The 14,687-nt window shown below is 39.8% G+C and carries 14 protein-coding genes; 4 read left to right on the top strand and 10 right to left on the bottom strand.

Annotation, left to right across the window (positions count from 1 at the left end; genetic code table 11):
- The first annotated feature begins 8 nt into the window (after positions 1-8).
- Positions 9-1,337 carry a DEAD/DEAH box helicase gene (locus tag H5116_RS01050; protein WP_182715358.1) on the top strand — a complete coding sequence of 443 codons (1,329 nt, stop codon included), beginning with the start codon at positions 9-11 and terminating at the stop codon, positions 1,335-1,337.
- 2 nt (positions 1,338-1,339) lie between these two features.
- Positions 1,340-2,173 carry a S1 RNA-binding domain-containing protein gene (locus H5116_RS01045; protein WP_182715357.1) on the top strand — a complete coding sequence of 278 codons (834 nt, stop codon included), beginning with the start codon at positions 1,340-1,342 and terminating at the stop codon, positions 2,171-2,173.
- A gap of 39 nt (positions 2,174-2,212) precedes the next feature.
- Here H5116_RS01045 and H5116_RS01040 read toward each other — a convergent pair whose 3' ends face one another.
- The 10 genes from H5116_RS01040 to gyrA all read right to left on the bottom strand — a co-directional run bounded on the left by H5116_RS01040 (position 2,213) and on the right by gyrA (position 13,024).
- Complete coding sequence (locus tag H5116_RS01040) at positions 2,213-2,587, bottom strand: hypothetical protein (RefSeq protein WP_024595713.1); 375 nt, start codon at positions 2,585-2,587, stop codon at positions 2,213-2,215.
- A gap of 93 nt (positions 2,588-2,680) precedes the next feature.
- Positions 2,681-3,385, bottom strand: coding sequence for an orotidine-5'-phosphate decarboxylase (gene pyrF, locus H5116_RS01035; protein ID WP_002961184.1), 705 nt, complete (start codon positions 3,383-3,385; stop codon positions 2,681-2,683).
- Positions 3,386-3,429: 44 nt separating this feature from the next.
- Entirely contained in the window at positions 3,430-4,566 is a 1,137-nt protein-coding gene (gene lapB, locus H5116_RS01030; RefSeq protein WP_002961182.1) for a lipopolysaccharide assembly protein LapB, read from the bottom strand.
- A gap of 2 nt (positions 4,567-4,568) precedes the next feature.
- Entirely contained in the window at positions 4,569-4,850 is a 282-nt protein-coding gene (locus H5116_RS01025) for a lipopolysaccharide assembly protein LapA domain-containing protein (RefSeq protein WP_039489780.1), read from the bottom strand.
- A gap of 21 nt (positions 4,851-4,871) precedes the next feature.
- Positions 4,872-5,159: an integration host factor subunit beta gene (ihfB, locus tag H5116_RS01020; RefSeq protein WP_002961178.1), complete on the bottom strand. Its 288-nt coding sequence runs from the start codon at positions 5,157-5,159 to the stop codon at positions 4,872-4,874.
- 67 nt (positions 5,160-5,226) lie between these two features.
- On the bottom strand, positions 5,227-6,894 hold the full coding sequence (rpsA, locus tag H5116_RS01015; protein ID WP_002961176.1) for a 30S ribosomal protein S1: 1,668 nt from the start codon (positions 6,892-6,894) through the stop codon (positions 5,227-5,229).
- A gap of 95 nt (positions 6,895-6,989) precedes the next feature.
- Positions 6,990-7,700, bottom strand: a complete 711-nt coding sequence (gene cmk / locus H5116_RS01010) for a (d)CMP kinase (protein WP_154903185.1) — start codon at positions 7,698-7,700, stop codon at positions 6,990-6,992.
- A 106-nt stretch (positions 7,701-7,806) separates the two neighbouring features.
- Positions 7,807-9,084 (bottom strand): 3-phosphoshikimate 1-carboxyvinyltransferase, encoded by a 1,278-nt coding sequence (aroA, locus tag H5116_RS01005; RefSeq protein ID WP_154903187.1) that lies wholly within the window; start codon positions 9,082-9,084, stop codon positions 7,807-7,809.
- Positions 9,084-10,166 (bottom strand): 3-phosphoserine/phosphohydroxythreonine transaminase, encoded by a 1,083-nt coding sequence (gene serC / locus H5116_RS01000; RefSeq protein WP_024595544.1) that lies wholly within the window; start codon positions 10,164-10,166, stop codon positions 9,084-9,086. Before serC ends, aroA begins: the two co-directional genes overlap by 1 nt.
- 158 nt (positions 10,167-10,324) lie before the next feature.
- A complete protein-coding gene (gene gyrA / locus H5116_RS00995; RefSeq protein ID WP_002961163.1) occupies positions 10,325-13,024 on the bottom strand; it encodes a DNA topoisomerase (ATP-hydrolyzing) subunit A in 2,700 nt (899 codons plus the stop codon).
- 176 nt (positions 13,025-13,200) lie between these two features.
- Between gyrA and ubiG the strand changes: the two genes are divergently transcribed.
- Both ubiG and H5116_RS00985 read left to right on the top strand, forming a co-directional pair.
- Positions 13,201-13,911, top strand: a complete 711-nt coding sequence (gene ubiG, locus H5116_RS00990) for a bifunctional 2-polyprenyl-6-hydroxyphenol methylase/3-demethylubiquinol 3-O-methyltransferase UbiG (protein WP_182711299.1) — start codon at positions 13,201-13,203, stop codon at positions 13,909-13,911.
- Entirely contained in the window at positions 13,911-14,591 is a 681-nt protein-coding gene (locus tag H5116_RS00985) for an HAD family hydrolase (protein ID WP_182715356.1), read from the top strand. Before ubiG ends, H5116_RS00985 begins: the two co-directional genes overlap by 1 nt.
- The last annotated feature ends 96 nt before the right edge of the window (positions 14,592-14,687 follow it).

Genomic DNA, 14,687 nt, shown 5'->3' with positions numbered 1-14,687 from the left:
AACACACATTGCAGTTTACTGATCTTGGGATTGATACACGCCTTGAAACACAACTAGCACATCAAGGGATCACCCAGCCCACCGATATTCAAGCGCATGCAGTGCCTACCGCACTTGCAGGGCATGACATTTTCGCTCAGTCTAAAACTGGGTCGGGCAAAACCTTGGCGTTTTTATTACCTGCTGTACAAAGGGTTATGAAACAAAAAGCACTCAGTAAACGCGATCCTCGTGTACTTATTGTTGCTCCTACGCGTGAGCTTGCTACGCAAGTATTTACTCAGCTGCGTTTATTAATTGCTGGTACAGCTATTAAGGCAGTTAAAATACTTGGCGGCGAAAACTTTAATGACCAAATAAAAGCACTTAGAAACGACCCACAATTCGTAGTTGCTACACCTGGGCGTTTAGCTGATCACATTACAAAACGCTCATTGCAATTGAGTGGACTAGAACTGCTTATTTTTGATGAAGCCGACCGTATTTTAGATTTAGGCTTTACCGAGCAGTTAAAAATGATTAACGAGCAAGCTAATCACCGTCTACGTCAAACGTTATTGTTTTCTGCAACACTTGACCATGCACAAGTAGATGCACTATCACGTAACCTATTAAAAAAACCAAAGCAAATTACGCTAAGTGCAGCAAATGAGCAACATAGTGATATTAAACAAACGTTATACCTTGCCGATCACCTTGATCATAAAGAAGCGTTATTAGAGCATTTTTTAAACCAAGATGATGTTGGTCAATGTATTATCTTCACAGCAACGCGTTCTGACACGAGCCGTTTGAGTGAAGCGCTTAATGCTAAAGGCTTCAAATCTGTAGCGCTTGCTGGTGATTTAACGCAAAACAAACGTTTAGATATCATGGATTCGTTTAGTCGCGAAAACTTTAAAATATTGATCACCACCGACGTTGCATCTCGTGGTTTAGATTTGTTGAGCGTAACGCACGTTATTAACTTTGATTTACCAAAACACGCTGAAGAATATGTACACCGCATAGGTCGTACAGGACGTGCTGGCTTTAAAGGAAATGCAATTTCATTAGTTGGCCCAAAAGATTGGGCAAGTTATTTAGCTATTAAAGCATTTTTAAATGACGAATTAAAATTTGCGAGCATAGAGAGCTTAAAAGCTAAGTTTAAAGGTTTAAAAGAGAAAAAACCTGAGGCAGCGTGGGACAAATCTAAAGAAAAAGCCGCCGCTGTTAAAAAGCCTGCATTTAAACGCAAAGCTAAACCTAAAAAGCCTACAGCACCAATTAAAGCACCGATGAACATTGATGGCGATACACCAATGCGCCGTAAAAAAAAGCCTGAGCAGGAATAATTATGAGTTACCTAGGAACCACACAAACATTATTTGTAAAAGAAGTGAGTAACGAAGGTGCTTACTTAGACGGCCATGATTTAGGTGAAGTATTTTTACCAAAACAAGAAATAAAACATGAGCTTGAAGCGGGCGATAGTATTAGTGTATTTATCTTTTTAGACAATGCTAATTTAGCCACAGCAACAATAAAGAAACCACATGCTCAAGTTGGCGAGTATGCCCTACTACGCGTTAAAGAAATAAATAGTATTGGGGCATTTTTAGATTGGGGGCTTGAGAAAGATGTGCTTGCACCTTTTAATGAACAAAAGCCACGCATGCAAGAAGGCCATTCTTATTTAGTACGCCTGTACCTTGATAATGCAAGCCAACGTATTTGTGCCTCAAACAATTTTAATCGTTTCTTATCAAAAGATGAGCCGCAATATACTCACTTACAAGAAGTGGATTTAATTGTTGCTGGCAAAACAGATATTGGCTACAAAGTATTAGTTGAAGAGTCGCACTTCGGTGTTGTTTTTTACAATATGGTATTTAAAAGCTTATTTGTGGGTCAAAAGCTTAAAGGCTATATTCAAAAAGTACGTGACGACGGAAAAATTGATGTTGTACTAGAAAAGCCAGGTATGGGAAAAGTAAGTGACCTTGGTGAAACTATTATGCAAAAGCTTAAAAACGAAGGCGGTGTTATTCCACTTGGTGATAAGTCTGATCCTGAAGCAATAAAAAAGATGTTTTCTACAAGTAAGGCTAATTATAAAAAAGCAATTGGTGGCTTATTTAAACAAGAGTTAATAGATATTGAAGCGAAATCCATTCGCTTAAGATCTTAATTATAATTGGCTGTAATTACTAATAATACCTGTTTGTAATTAACCTAAAATATATTTATAAGGCAATGTACATTGCGTATATTGCCTTGAATAATCAAGCACTTCAACTTCCGACTCAAGATTGAGCGGCGCCAAACGAAAAACCTTTTTTTCACATTCTGTTTTTTTATCATCAAGCTTTGATATACATTCACTAACGCTTACATGCTGAGATATGAGTGTATCTTCATTTTTGTAACACAGATGATGAGCATAATCTTGCATTGTTTTTTTAAAATCAAACATATCGACTGGATACGTTGGAATTATATCTGTAACGGTTGTTACACCATCGTATGCTTTATTAGAAAAAACGTACTTATTTACTGAAAAACCCGCAATAACAATTACTATAGAACCAAAAAATAACTTCAAAACAAACCCCTACTACATTTTGATTTTATTAATGTAACATAAAACTCACATAAGGTAAGGGGTTTTAGCACTATATGACTGCTTATTGTTAAATTAAGCTATAGAGTTATTAACATCACTAAGCACTTTTACAGGATTATCTGCTTGAGTAATCGGTCTGCCTATCACTAAATAGTCACTTCCTGAATCTATAGCTTGCTTAGGTGTCATTATACGCTTTTGATCACCCGCATCACTCCCTTCAGGGCGTATACCAGGCGTAACAAGCTTAAAGCTATCACCTAACTCTGTTTTTAAAGCTTTTGCTTCTTGTGCAGAGCACACGACACCATCAAGCCCAGCTTCCTTTGCAAGCTTAGCTAAATAGATAACTTGCTCTTGAGCTGATTTATCAACACCTAAACGCTTAAGCTCTGTTTCATCCATACTTGTTAATACAGTCACAGCGATAAGTAATGGGGCTTTGTCACCAAATTGCTCTAGAGCCGATTTAGCTTTGCTCATCATTTCAAAGCCACCAGAAGCATGAACGTTTACCATCCACACCCCCATTTTAGCAGCTGCAGTAACCGCTTTAGCTACTGTATTAGGAATATCATGAAACTTTAAATCTAAGAAAACATCAAAACCTAAATCAATTAACTCTTTAACAAATGCAGGTCCAAAATAGGTAAACATTTCTTTGCCGACCTTGAGACGGCAAGTATCAGGAGAAAGTTGTTTAACAAAGTTTAAAGCAACTTCTTGATCATCGTAATCTAATGCAATAAGAATTTTTTTTGAGTGTTCGAAAGACATAACTATCCTAGTGAATGGCAGTAAAGTTATAAATTATGGGGTTATTAAAATCCGTCTAAGCCTCGACTTGGAACAATGGTTTCCCAATGCTTACAAGAAGGGCAATTCCAATATATGGTGTAGCTTGTAAAACCACAATGCTGGCATTGAAAATCTGGTTTTGTAGCAATATAAGAGGTTACAAGCTTATCAATTTCGTTAAGTACTTCTTTAGTATTTTTATTTTGGTCACCCATTAATTGCAGTAAAAAACTAAAACCACGAATAGTAGGTTGACGTTTTAAGCTATCAGTTAAAAATTCAAAGGCTTGCTTGGTGTGACCTTGCTCAAGTAATGCTTGGCAATGCTTTATTTTAATTAATACTCCGCCCTTCTCTAACAAGTCACTGACTAACTCGTGAAATTGATGCGTCAAATTCAATTGTTTATAACTGTGTGCCAGCTCATCAATAAACAACGGAGCAAACAAGGTAAATTGAGAGACAAGTTCACGCCAGTAATAAATAGCTTTAACGTAATCTTCTTTTGCGTAAGCAACTAACCCTAACTCGTAAAGCGGACGCACGGCTTTATAATTTAAGCTAATCGCTTTTCTCATTAGTTGGGGTGTATTGTCACTTAAAGCTGACTCACAATAAAAATTAGCAATTGCTTTAAATTGCTGTTCTTTTGAAAATAGTTCGCTATGGGCTTCAAACATGTTGATGCCTTTTTCCCACTCACGGGTTTGCGAATATAAAGTGATAATAGGGTCCAGCGCTTCTACATGCCCTGCTTTAACTAGCCAAACTAAGTGCTCTTCCGCACTATCTAGTAGTCCGGCCATTATATAATCTTCGGCTAATTCTAAACGGCTAGTTGCAGCTTGTTGTTCATTTAAGCTTGGGTGTTTTAATAGAAGTTCGTGAATTTTTATAGCGCGGTCTAATTCACCTCTACGGCGAAACATGGTGGCAAGTGTAGAATAGTGTTCAACCGAGTCGGCTGAAACTTCAAGTAAGTTGATTAAATGCTCTAAGCCTTGATCTTCTTCTCTATCGAGTAGAAATTTTAAGCCTTTGCTATATTCAGAAGTGATCTGACGATTAAGTTGATGAGCTTGGTTTTTAGCACTGTTTTTACCCATAATCCAACCGTAACCAGCGGCAACAGGTAATAGTAAAAACAAAAGCTCAATCATAGTTAGGTGTCTTTATTCGCGGCAAGCTTTTTTTTATCTTTTTCAGGCGCTAATTGCTTTTTTAAGCGGTAGTTTTGCCACTTTAATTGCGAAAACAATTTAAAGCTAATAAAACAACCAATCAAAACACCTAATAAAAAGCAGATACTTATTATTACAGCTAAAGGTAGCGTATTACTGGCTATAATGTAATTTACTTGTACTAACTGTGGGTTTTGTGACCCTAATACAAATGCACTGATAAGGCATAGTGCAACCAGAATAATTTTTAATACCTTGAACAAGTAACTACTCCACTAAGTTAACTAGGCAATGCTTTCATTCACGCGGTCGCGTAATTCTTTGCCTGGTTTAAAATGAGGTACATGCTTTCCTTCAAGCTCAACTGTATCGCCAGTCTTAGGATTACGACCTGTGCGAGGAGCGCGGAAATGCAAAGAGAAACTACCAAAACCTCTGATCTCAATACGATCTGAAGTAGATAATGAGCCGGCCATTTGTTCAAGAATTTCTTTTACAGCATTCTCAACATCTTTCACTGGAACGTGTGCGTGTTGTTCCGCAAGTATTTCTATCAATTCTGACTTAGTCATAGCGTTTCCTTAAAAAGAGATATAGGAAGGGCAAAAAATGCCCTTCCAACTAAAAACTAATTATATATTAGTCTTTTTGTGCATTTGCGAAAGCAGCTGCCATTGCGTTTTCAAACACTGGCTCTTCTTTCTTAAGCTTCTCTAGTACTTCTTTCTCTTCTGCTTCGAAAAGAGCTTTTACAGATAAGCTTAAAGTGCGGTTCTTACGATCAACACCAACGTATTTAACTTCAATCTCGTCGCCTACAGAAACAACAGTAGTTGCATCTTCAACGCGCTCTTGAGCGATATCAGCTACACGGATGTAACCTTCAACGCCTTCGATAAGTTCAACAGTTGCGCCTTTCGCATCAACTTCAGTCACTTTACCTTTAACAATAGCACCTTTTTTGTTTGCATCAAGGTAGTTATTGAATGGGTCAGCTTCGATTTGCTTAACACCTAGAGAGATACGTTCACGCTCTGGGTCAACTTGCAATACGATAGCAGTGATTTCGTCGCCTTTCTTGAATTCACGTACAGCTTCTTCGCCAGGTGTATTCCAAGAAATGTCTGAAAGGTGTACAAGACCGTCAATACCACCGTCAAGACCGATAAAGATACCGAAGTCAGTGATTGATTTGATCTTACCAGTAACTTGATCGCCTTTGTTTTGTAGACGAGCAAATTCCTGCCAAGGATTAGCAATACATTGCTTAAGACCAAGAGAAATACGACGACGTTCTTCGTCAATTTCTAAAACCATAACTTCAACAGTGTCGCCAAGGCTTACAACTTTTGAAGGATGGATGTTCTTGTTAGTCCAATCCATTTCAGAAACGTGTACTAAACCTTCAACGCCTTCTTCGATTTCCACGAAACAGCCGTAATCTGTAAGGTTAGTAACACGACCAGAAAGTTTAGAACCTTCTGGGTAACGACCAGCGATAGCTGCCCATGGATCTTCACCAAGCTGTTTAAGGCCTAGAGAAACACGAGTTTTATCTTTGTCGAATTTTAGAACTTTAACTGCGATTTCGTCGCCAACATTAACGATTTCTGAAGGGTGCTTAACACGCTTCCAAGCCATATCAGTAATGTGTAGTAGACCATCAACACCACCAAGGTCAACGAATGCACCGTAGTCAGTAAGGTTCTTAACGATACCTTTAACTTCTTGGCCTTCAACAAGGTTAGCAAGAAGCTCTTCACGTTCTTGTGAGTTTTCAGATTCGATAACTGCACGACGTGAAACAACAACGTTGTTACGTTTTTGGTCAAGCTTGATTACTTTAAATTCAAGCTCTTTGCCTTCAAGGTGAGTTGTGTCACGTACTGGACGAACATCAACAAGTGAACCAGGTAGGAAAGCACGGATTGAATCAACTTCAACTGTGAAACCGCCTTTAACTTTACCGTTGATAACACCAGTAACAGTCTCTTGCTCTTCACATGCTTTCTCAAGACGGATCCATGCTTCGTGACGCTTAGCTTTCTCACGAGAAAGGATAGTTTCACCGAAACCGTCTTCAATTGCATCTAGTGCAACATCTACTTCGTCGCCTACAGCAACTTCTAGTTCACCAGCAGCATTTTTGAACTGCTCTGCAGGGATAGCACTTTCTGATTTAAGACCAGCATCTACAAGTACAATGTTATTCTCGATAGAGATTACTGTACCTTTAACGATAGAGCCTTGCTCTGCTTCAAAACCCTTTAAGCTTTCTTCAAATAACTGCGCAAAATTTTCTGACATACGAATATACGTCTCATATATTAATACCAATAAGCAACCATGCTGCATGGGGTTGTTAAAATAGCACTGGCATCCTGCTGGCGCATAAAATGTGTTTAGCTTCGTTTAGGAAGCTTACCTTCAGAGATAGCAATATCCAATAAAGTTATTACCTTATCAAACACTTGCTGTGCATTAAGATCGCTAGTATCGATCTCAATAGCATCCTCTGCAGGTACAAGCGGAGCAACGGTGCGATTCATATCGCGCTCGTCACGAGCTTGAATGTCCTGTAATAGACCACTTAGTGTAACATCAAGGCCGCGCGTATTCAACTCAACAAAGCGTCTACGAGCACGCTCTTCTGCACTGGCTGTTAAATATATTTTTAACGGCGCATCTTGAAAAACCACAGTGCCCATATCACGGCCATCGGCAATTAAGCCATTTTCAGTGCGAAATGCACGCTGGCGACGTAATAACGCTTCACGAACGCGAGGTAATGCTGCAACTTTTGAAGCCGCAGCGCCTACTTCTTCATTACGAATAGTAGTGGTTACATCTTCGCCTTCTAAAATAACTTTTCCTGCATTAGTTTGGCTATCTACCAAAAACTGCACATCTAAATTTGCAGCAAGCGGGACAAGCCCTTCTTCATTGTCTAATGCAATTTGGTGATGAAGTGCAGCTAAAGATAAAACACGATAAATCGCACCGCTATCTAATACATCCCACCCTAACTTGTCGGCTAACAAGCGACAAACAGTTCCTTTACCTGAACCACTTGGGCCATCAACGGTGATCACGGGCATTAATAACGCCTGCATTTAAAACCTCCTGCAATGCACACCTAAATAAACCGCGACATTATACGTCAGTTATTAAAATATATCTGCTATTAGTGTGTAACTTTTGTAATTACTTCTAATTAGCTTATTCACTGACTGACGCTAAAACATTGAAAAATGTAGGAAATGTTTTATAGGTACACTTTGGATCATTAATTGTTATTGGCTTTCCACCAACGGCAACCATTGCAAAACACATGGCTATACGGTGATCGTCGTAAGTATCAACAGCAACATCATTAAATGTTTCAGGTGGGGTGATCTCTATAAAATCTTCACCTTCTACAACCTGTGCGCCTACTTTACGAAGCTCAGTTGCCATTGCATATAAACGGTCTGTCTCTTTTACTCGCCAGTTATAAATGTTACGAATGGCTGTTGGGCCTTTGGCAAAAAGAGCAACAGTTGCAAGAGTCATAGCTGCATCAGGAATTGCATTGGCGTCAATATCCACACCTTTTAGTTCGCCTTTGCGAACAACTAAACGCTCATCATACCAATCAATTTTTGCGCCTACTTGCTCCATTACTTTGGCAAAGCCTATATCACCTTGCACCGACTTGGCACCCACGCCCTTAATTTCAATCTCACCGCCTGCAATTGCAGCCGCAGCAACAAAGTAAGAGGCAGAAGATGCATCGCCTTCAACCATTATGCGATCTAATGATTGATACTGTTGACCACCTTTAACTTTAAAGGTTGCATAATCACTGTGCTCAACATTAACCCCAAAACGTGCCATTACATCAAGTGTAATATCAATATAAGGTTTAGAGACTAAAGTACCTTTAATAGTTATTGTTGTATCACCGTTAAATAATGGCGCTGCCATTAATAGAGCGGTTAAAAATTGACTTGAAATACTGCCGTCAATTTCAACCTCACCGCCTTTTATTTGGCCACCCACAATTTTAAGTGGTGGGTAGTCTTTGTGCTTTGTATAAGTAACATCACCACCCAATGCTTGCAGCGCGTCAACCAAGTGCCCTATCGGGCGCTCTTCCATACGTGGCTCGCCAATTAGCTCGTACTTACCAGCAACGGCAGCAAGTACTGCCGTTAAAGGTCTATAAGCAGTACCCGCATTACCTAAAAACAATGGCTCAGTCGGTGTATTAAACACACCACTAACACCCTCTACGGTGGCTACAGTGCGGTCATCATTTAAAGTTACATTTACACCTAATAACTTTAAGGCGCCCAGCATATGGCGTATATCGTCACTATCAAGTAAGTTTTCTACAACGGTAGTACCGCTTGCAAGTGCTGCTAATAATAAAATTCTGTTCGATAGACTTTTTGAACCTGGTAGGGTTACTGTGCCATTTACTCTAGAAATAGGTTCTAAACGAAGCTGCTCCATTAGCTGTGCTCCTTTGCAAAAGCAGCCATAAAGTCTACAAGTGCTTGAACACCTTCAATAGGCATTGCGTTATAAATACTTGCGCGCATACCGCCCACAATTCTGTGGCCTTCAAGAGCGAGTAACCCTGCATCTTTAGACTGAGCAACAAACTTATCATTTAAGCTTTCATCGTTAAGCCAAAACGGAACATTCATACGTGAACGGCAATGTTTAGCTACTTTATTGGTATAAAAGCTCGATTCATCAATAAAGTCATAAAGTAGCTGCGCTTTAGCAATATTTTGAACTTCCATCGCTTTTACGCCACCATTACTTTCAAGCCATTGAAATACTTCAGCAGCTAAATACCAAGCAAATGTGGGAGGCGTGTTAAACATGCTGCCTTGTTTTGCTTCTAATGCGTAATCTAAAATGCCTGGCTTAGGTAAGCCTTCACGCTCAAGTAATGTTTTACGAACAATAACGATTGATATGCCCGACGGGCCGATATTCTTTTGCGCACCAGCGTAAATTAAATCAAATTTATTAACGTCTATTTCGCGTGATAAAATAGTTGACGACATATCAGCAACGATCGGTGCAGTTGGGTGGCTTGGTACATCAAAAATTTCTAAGCCGTCAACCGTTTCGTTAGGGCAATAGTGAATGTAAGATGCATCTTCTGGTAACACCCAATCAGCAACCTGTTTAATAGAAAACTCGCCATTGGCATCATTACGCACATCAATAGAGGTTGCTTGAGTAAACTTGTTGGCCTCGTCTGTTGCACTTTTTGACCACACGCCGTTTTCGCAATAAACCGCAGCTTTGCCTTCTTGGTGTAAATTTAATGGCACAGCACTAAACTGACCACGACCACCACCATGCATAAACAGCACTTCAAATTCATCACTGATATTCATTAGGCGACGAAGGCTGGCTTCACATTTAGCTGTAAGGGCTAAAAACTCTTTGCTACGATGGCTTATTTCCATCACAGACACACCTAAATCTTGCCAATCTAGAAACTCTTTTTGTGCTTTTTTCATAACCGCTTGCGGAAGCATAGCTGGCCCCGCACAAAAATTATATTTACTCATTACCTTTGCCTCATTCCAGTAATTTAACTACTAAGCATGAATGCTCAATACCCACCCACTAAACCTTTGAGTTTTAGTGAATGAATATAACTTCACACCCTATTAATTTTTTTCAACAACATTAAAAAAAGCGGCCAAGGCCGCTTTTTCAATATCAATTATTCTGAAGGAGGATTATCATCCGCTACTTCATCAATAACCGTATCTACAGTTTCAACGTCTTCAATATCAATCAAGTCACTTTCTGTAACTTCAATCTCTTCTATACGTTGTAAACCAACTACTTGCTCTTCGTCAATAGTTCTGATCAAAATAACACCTTGGGTGTTACGTCCAACCGTAGAAACTTCATTAACGCGAGTACGTACTAAGGTACCACGATTTGAAATAATCATGATTTCGTCGTTATCATCAACTTGTACAGCGCCAACAACAGCACCGTTACGCTCACTCACCTTGATAGATACAACACCCTGTGTTGCACGGCTCTTAGATGGGTAATCTTCTAGTTGTGTACGCTTACCGTAACCATTTTCAGTTACCGTTAAAATAGCACCGTCAGTTTTTGGTACAATTAACGATACTACGCGTTGATCATCGGCCATTTTAATACCACGAACACCTGTAGCGGTACGACCCATTGGGCGAACGCCTTTGAAACGAATCTCAGGGTTACCTTCTTCGTCTAATACTGGGTTACCGTTTTCATCAACAACTGTTGTTTCTTCAGCTTCTTTAAAGCGTACAACTTTACCTGCATCAGTGAACAACATAATTTCGTTGCTACCATCGGTAATATCAACCCCAATCAGGCTATCGCCATCATTTAAGTTAACAGCAATAATACCGCTTGCACGTTGACGACTGTAAGCCGTTAATGGTGTTTTCTTAACTGTACCAAATGCTGTTGCCATAAAGATGTATTTATCTTCTGCGTACTCGCGTACTGGCAATATAGCAGTAATACGTTCATCAGCTTCAAGTGGTAACAAGTTAACAATTGGCTTACCGCGCGCTGCACGACTCGCTAATGGTAACTGATATACTTTAAGCCAATATAAACGACCGGCCGTAGAGAAACACAATATAGTATCGTGTGTATTTGCAACTAATAGACGTTCGATGAAATCTTCATCTTTCATCTTCGTTGCTGACTTACCTTTACCACCACGACGCTGTGCTTCGTAATCAGACAATGCTTGATACTTCACATAACCTTCGTGAGAAAGCGTTACGACTACGTTTTCTTCGGTAATTAAGTCTTCAAGGCTGATATCGTGAGCAGCTGCATTAATTTCAGTGCGACGCTCATCACCATATTGCTCTTTAATTTCAACTAGCTCGTCACGTATAACTTCCATTAAACGCTCAGGAGTTGCCAAAATATAAAGTAGTTCAGCAATTAGTTCTAATAACGCTTGGTATTCGGTCAAGATTTTTTCGTGTTCAAGACCTGTTAGCTTATGTAAACGCAAATCAAGAATTGCTTGAGCTTGTTGCTCAGAGATATAATATTGACCATCGCGAATACCAAGTTCGCTTGCTAACCAATCTGGACGAGCAACATTGTCTTCACCTGCTTTTTCAAGCATACCTTGTACATTACCTAATTCCCACGGACGCGCTGTTAAAGCAATTTTAGCTTCAGCAGGTGTAGGGGATTTACGAATAAGTTCGATAATTGGGTCAATGTTCGCAAGCGCAATCGCTAAGCCTTCAAGCGTGTGTGCACGGTCACGGGCTTTACGTAAATCAAATACTGTACGACGAGTTACTACTTCACGACGGTGAATAATAAACTCTTCTAACATTTCTTTTAAATTGAAACATTTAGGTTGGTTATTAATTAAAGCAACCATATTCATACCAAACACAGTTTGTAACTGAGTTTGTGAATACAAGTTGTTTAAAATAACTTCGCCTACGTCACCACGTTTGATTTCAATAACGATACGCATACCGTCTTTATCTGATTCATCACGTAGCGCACTAATGCCTTCAATTTTCTTATCTTTAACCAGCTCAGCAATTTTTTCAATTAAACGAGCTTTATTAACTTGATAAGGAATTTCGTGAACGATGATTGTTTCACGGCCTGTTTTTTCATCGGTTTCGATGTCGGCGCGTGCACGCATGTACACTTTACCACGGCCAGTTAAGTAGGCTTGTTCAATACCCTTCTTACCGTTGATAATTGCAGCCGTTGGGAAATCAGGACCAGGAATATAATCCATTAACTCTAAAATAGTTAAATCTGGATTTTGAATAAGTGCCAAACAACCATTTACAACTTCAGTTAAGTTATGTGGTGGTATATTTGTAGCCATACCTACTGCAATACCTGACGAACCATTCACTAATAAATTAGGAACTTTCGTTGGTAAAACATCAGGGATGAACTCAGTGCCATCGTAGTTAGGAACGAAATCAACCGTTTCTTTTTCAAGATCGGCTAATAACTCATGCGACATTTTAGCCATACGTACTTCTGTATAACGCATTGCCGCTGCTGAATCACCATCAACCGAACCGAAGTTACCTTGGCCATCTACTAGCATATAACGCAGTGAGAATGGCTGAGCCATACGAACTATCGTGTCATAAACTGCACTGTCGCCGTGTGGGTGGTATTTACCGATTACGTCACCGACCACACGGGCCGATTTTTTGTAAGGCTTGTTCCAGTCATTACTAAGCTCGTTCATTGCAAACAAAACGCGGCGATGAACAGGTTTTAAGCCGTCACGTACGTCTGGTAATGCACGTCCTACAATTACGCTCATTGCGTAATCTAAGTAGGAGTTTTTTAACTCGTCTTCAATATTGACTGGCAGAATTTCATTGGCGAGATCAGTCATTTGATATCACATTCCTTCAGTATCAGCTCTCAACAACCCGGTATTGGGTATTAAGAGTATTGTTATTATTTCTAACAGCCATGCTATCACAATTAATTTTAATTTACAGGCGCAAAACTTTGCGATTTATCAATTTAGCCCTATATAATGGCCTCAGATTGACGAGGAAGTATTTTATGACCGAACATCAAAATGTAGATCACGCAGAAATAGCAAAATTTGAAGCCATCGCCGAGCGTTGGTGGGACCTAGACGGAGAATTCAAACCTCTTCACGAAATTAACCCGTTACGTTTAGATTTTATAGCAAACAAAACGCAAGGCTTATTCGATAAAGAAACACTCGATGTTGGCTGTGGTGGCGGTATTTTAAGCCAAAGCATGGCGCGCATGGGCGCAAAAGTAACTGGCATCGATATGGGGCAAGAGCCTTTAACTGTTGCTAAGTTGCACAGTTTAGAAACTGGCATAAATGTAGATTACATAAAAGTGCCAGCAGAAGAGTTTGCATCGCAACACCCAGAGCGCTTTGATGTAATAACCTGTATGGAAATGCTTGAGCACGTTCCCGACCCAGCATCTATCATTCATGCAGTAGCTGCACTTGCCAAACCAGGCGCAGACGTGTTTTTTTCAACCCTAAACAAAACACCTAAGGCATATTTATACGCCATTGTTGGCGCTGAAAAGCTTTTAAAAATGGTGCCTGAAGGTACACACGACCATAAAAAGTTTATAAAACCTGCGCAGCTCATTGCATGGGCAGAGCAAGCGGGTTTAAAAGTTCGTGCAAGTACAGGCCTTTCTTATAATCCACTATCAAAGCAATATACGCTCAATAGTGACGTTAGCGTAAATTACATACTGTACTTTGAGAAGTTAGCTTAATGGCTAACTCTCAAGCCCCCCTCCCCCTTATTGAGTACGATGCATTTTTATTTGATTTAGACGGCACTCTACTCGACACCGCTGATGATTTAGGTGCGGCTTTAAATGCAGTTCTCATTAATAATAAAATAGAGCCTGTTAGTAGTGATGTATACCGTCCTGCGGCATCTAACGGCGCAGGCGCATTATTAGAGGCTGGTTTTAAAGAGTTATGGGACACACAACCTCAAAGCGAGCTTATTAAGCAATTAGTTGACGAATACGCTGCAAACATAGCAAATCACACACATTGCTTCAGCGGTGTTGAATCGTTGCTTATTGCCCTTGATCAGAAAAAGATCAAATGGGGGATCATGACTAACAAACCAGGGTTTTTAACTGATCCTTTAGTGGCAGCAATTCCCGCATTGAAAAATGCTAGTGTAGTAATAAGTGGCGACACCTTAGCTGAAGCTAAGCCATCCCCTTTACCGCTGCTACACTGTGCAAAGCTTATGGGAGTGCAACCAAAACGCTGTTTGTACATTGGTGATGCACAGCGAGACATACAAGCAGGCAAAGCCGCAGGTATGCGCACAGCAACGGCACTTTGGGGTTACATACCAAGTATTGATGAAGCCAACAGCTGGAATGCTGATTTTAACTGGCAAAGCCCAATTGATGGTTTTAACCATATATAGTGCCATGTTAATTAATAAACACTATATATTGTGATTGTGTTAGTTTTTACGCAAAGCTTGCTGATAAAAAAAGCAGTCAAAATTTATTTTTAAAAT

Source organism: Pseudoalteromonas sp. SG45-2 (assembly GCF_014164115.1).
In the GTDB taxonomy this organism is placed as follows: domain Bacteria; phylum Pseudomonadota; class Gammaproteobacteria; order Enterobacterales; family Alteromonadaceae; genus Pseudoalteromonas; species Pseudoalteromonas distincta.
This window is presented reverse-complemented; position numbering and strand designations above follow the sequence as displayed.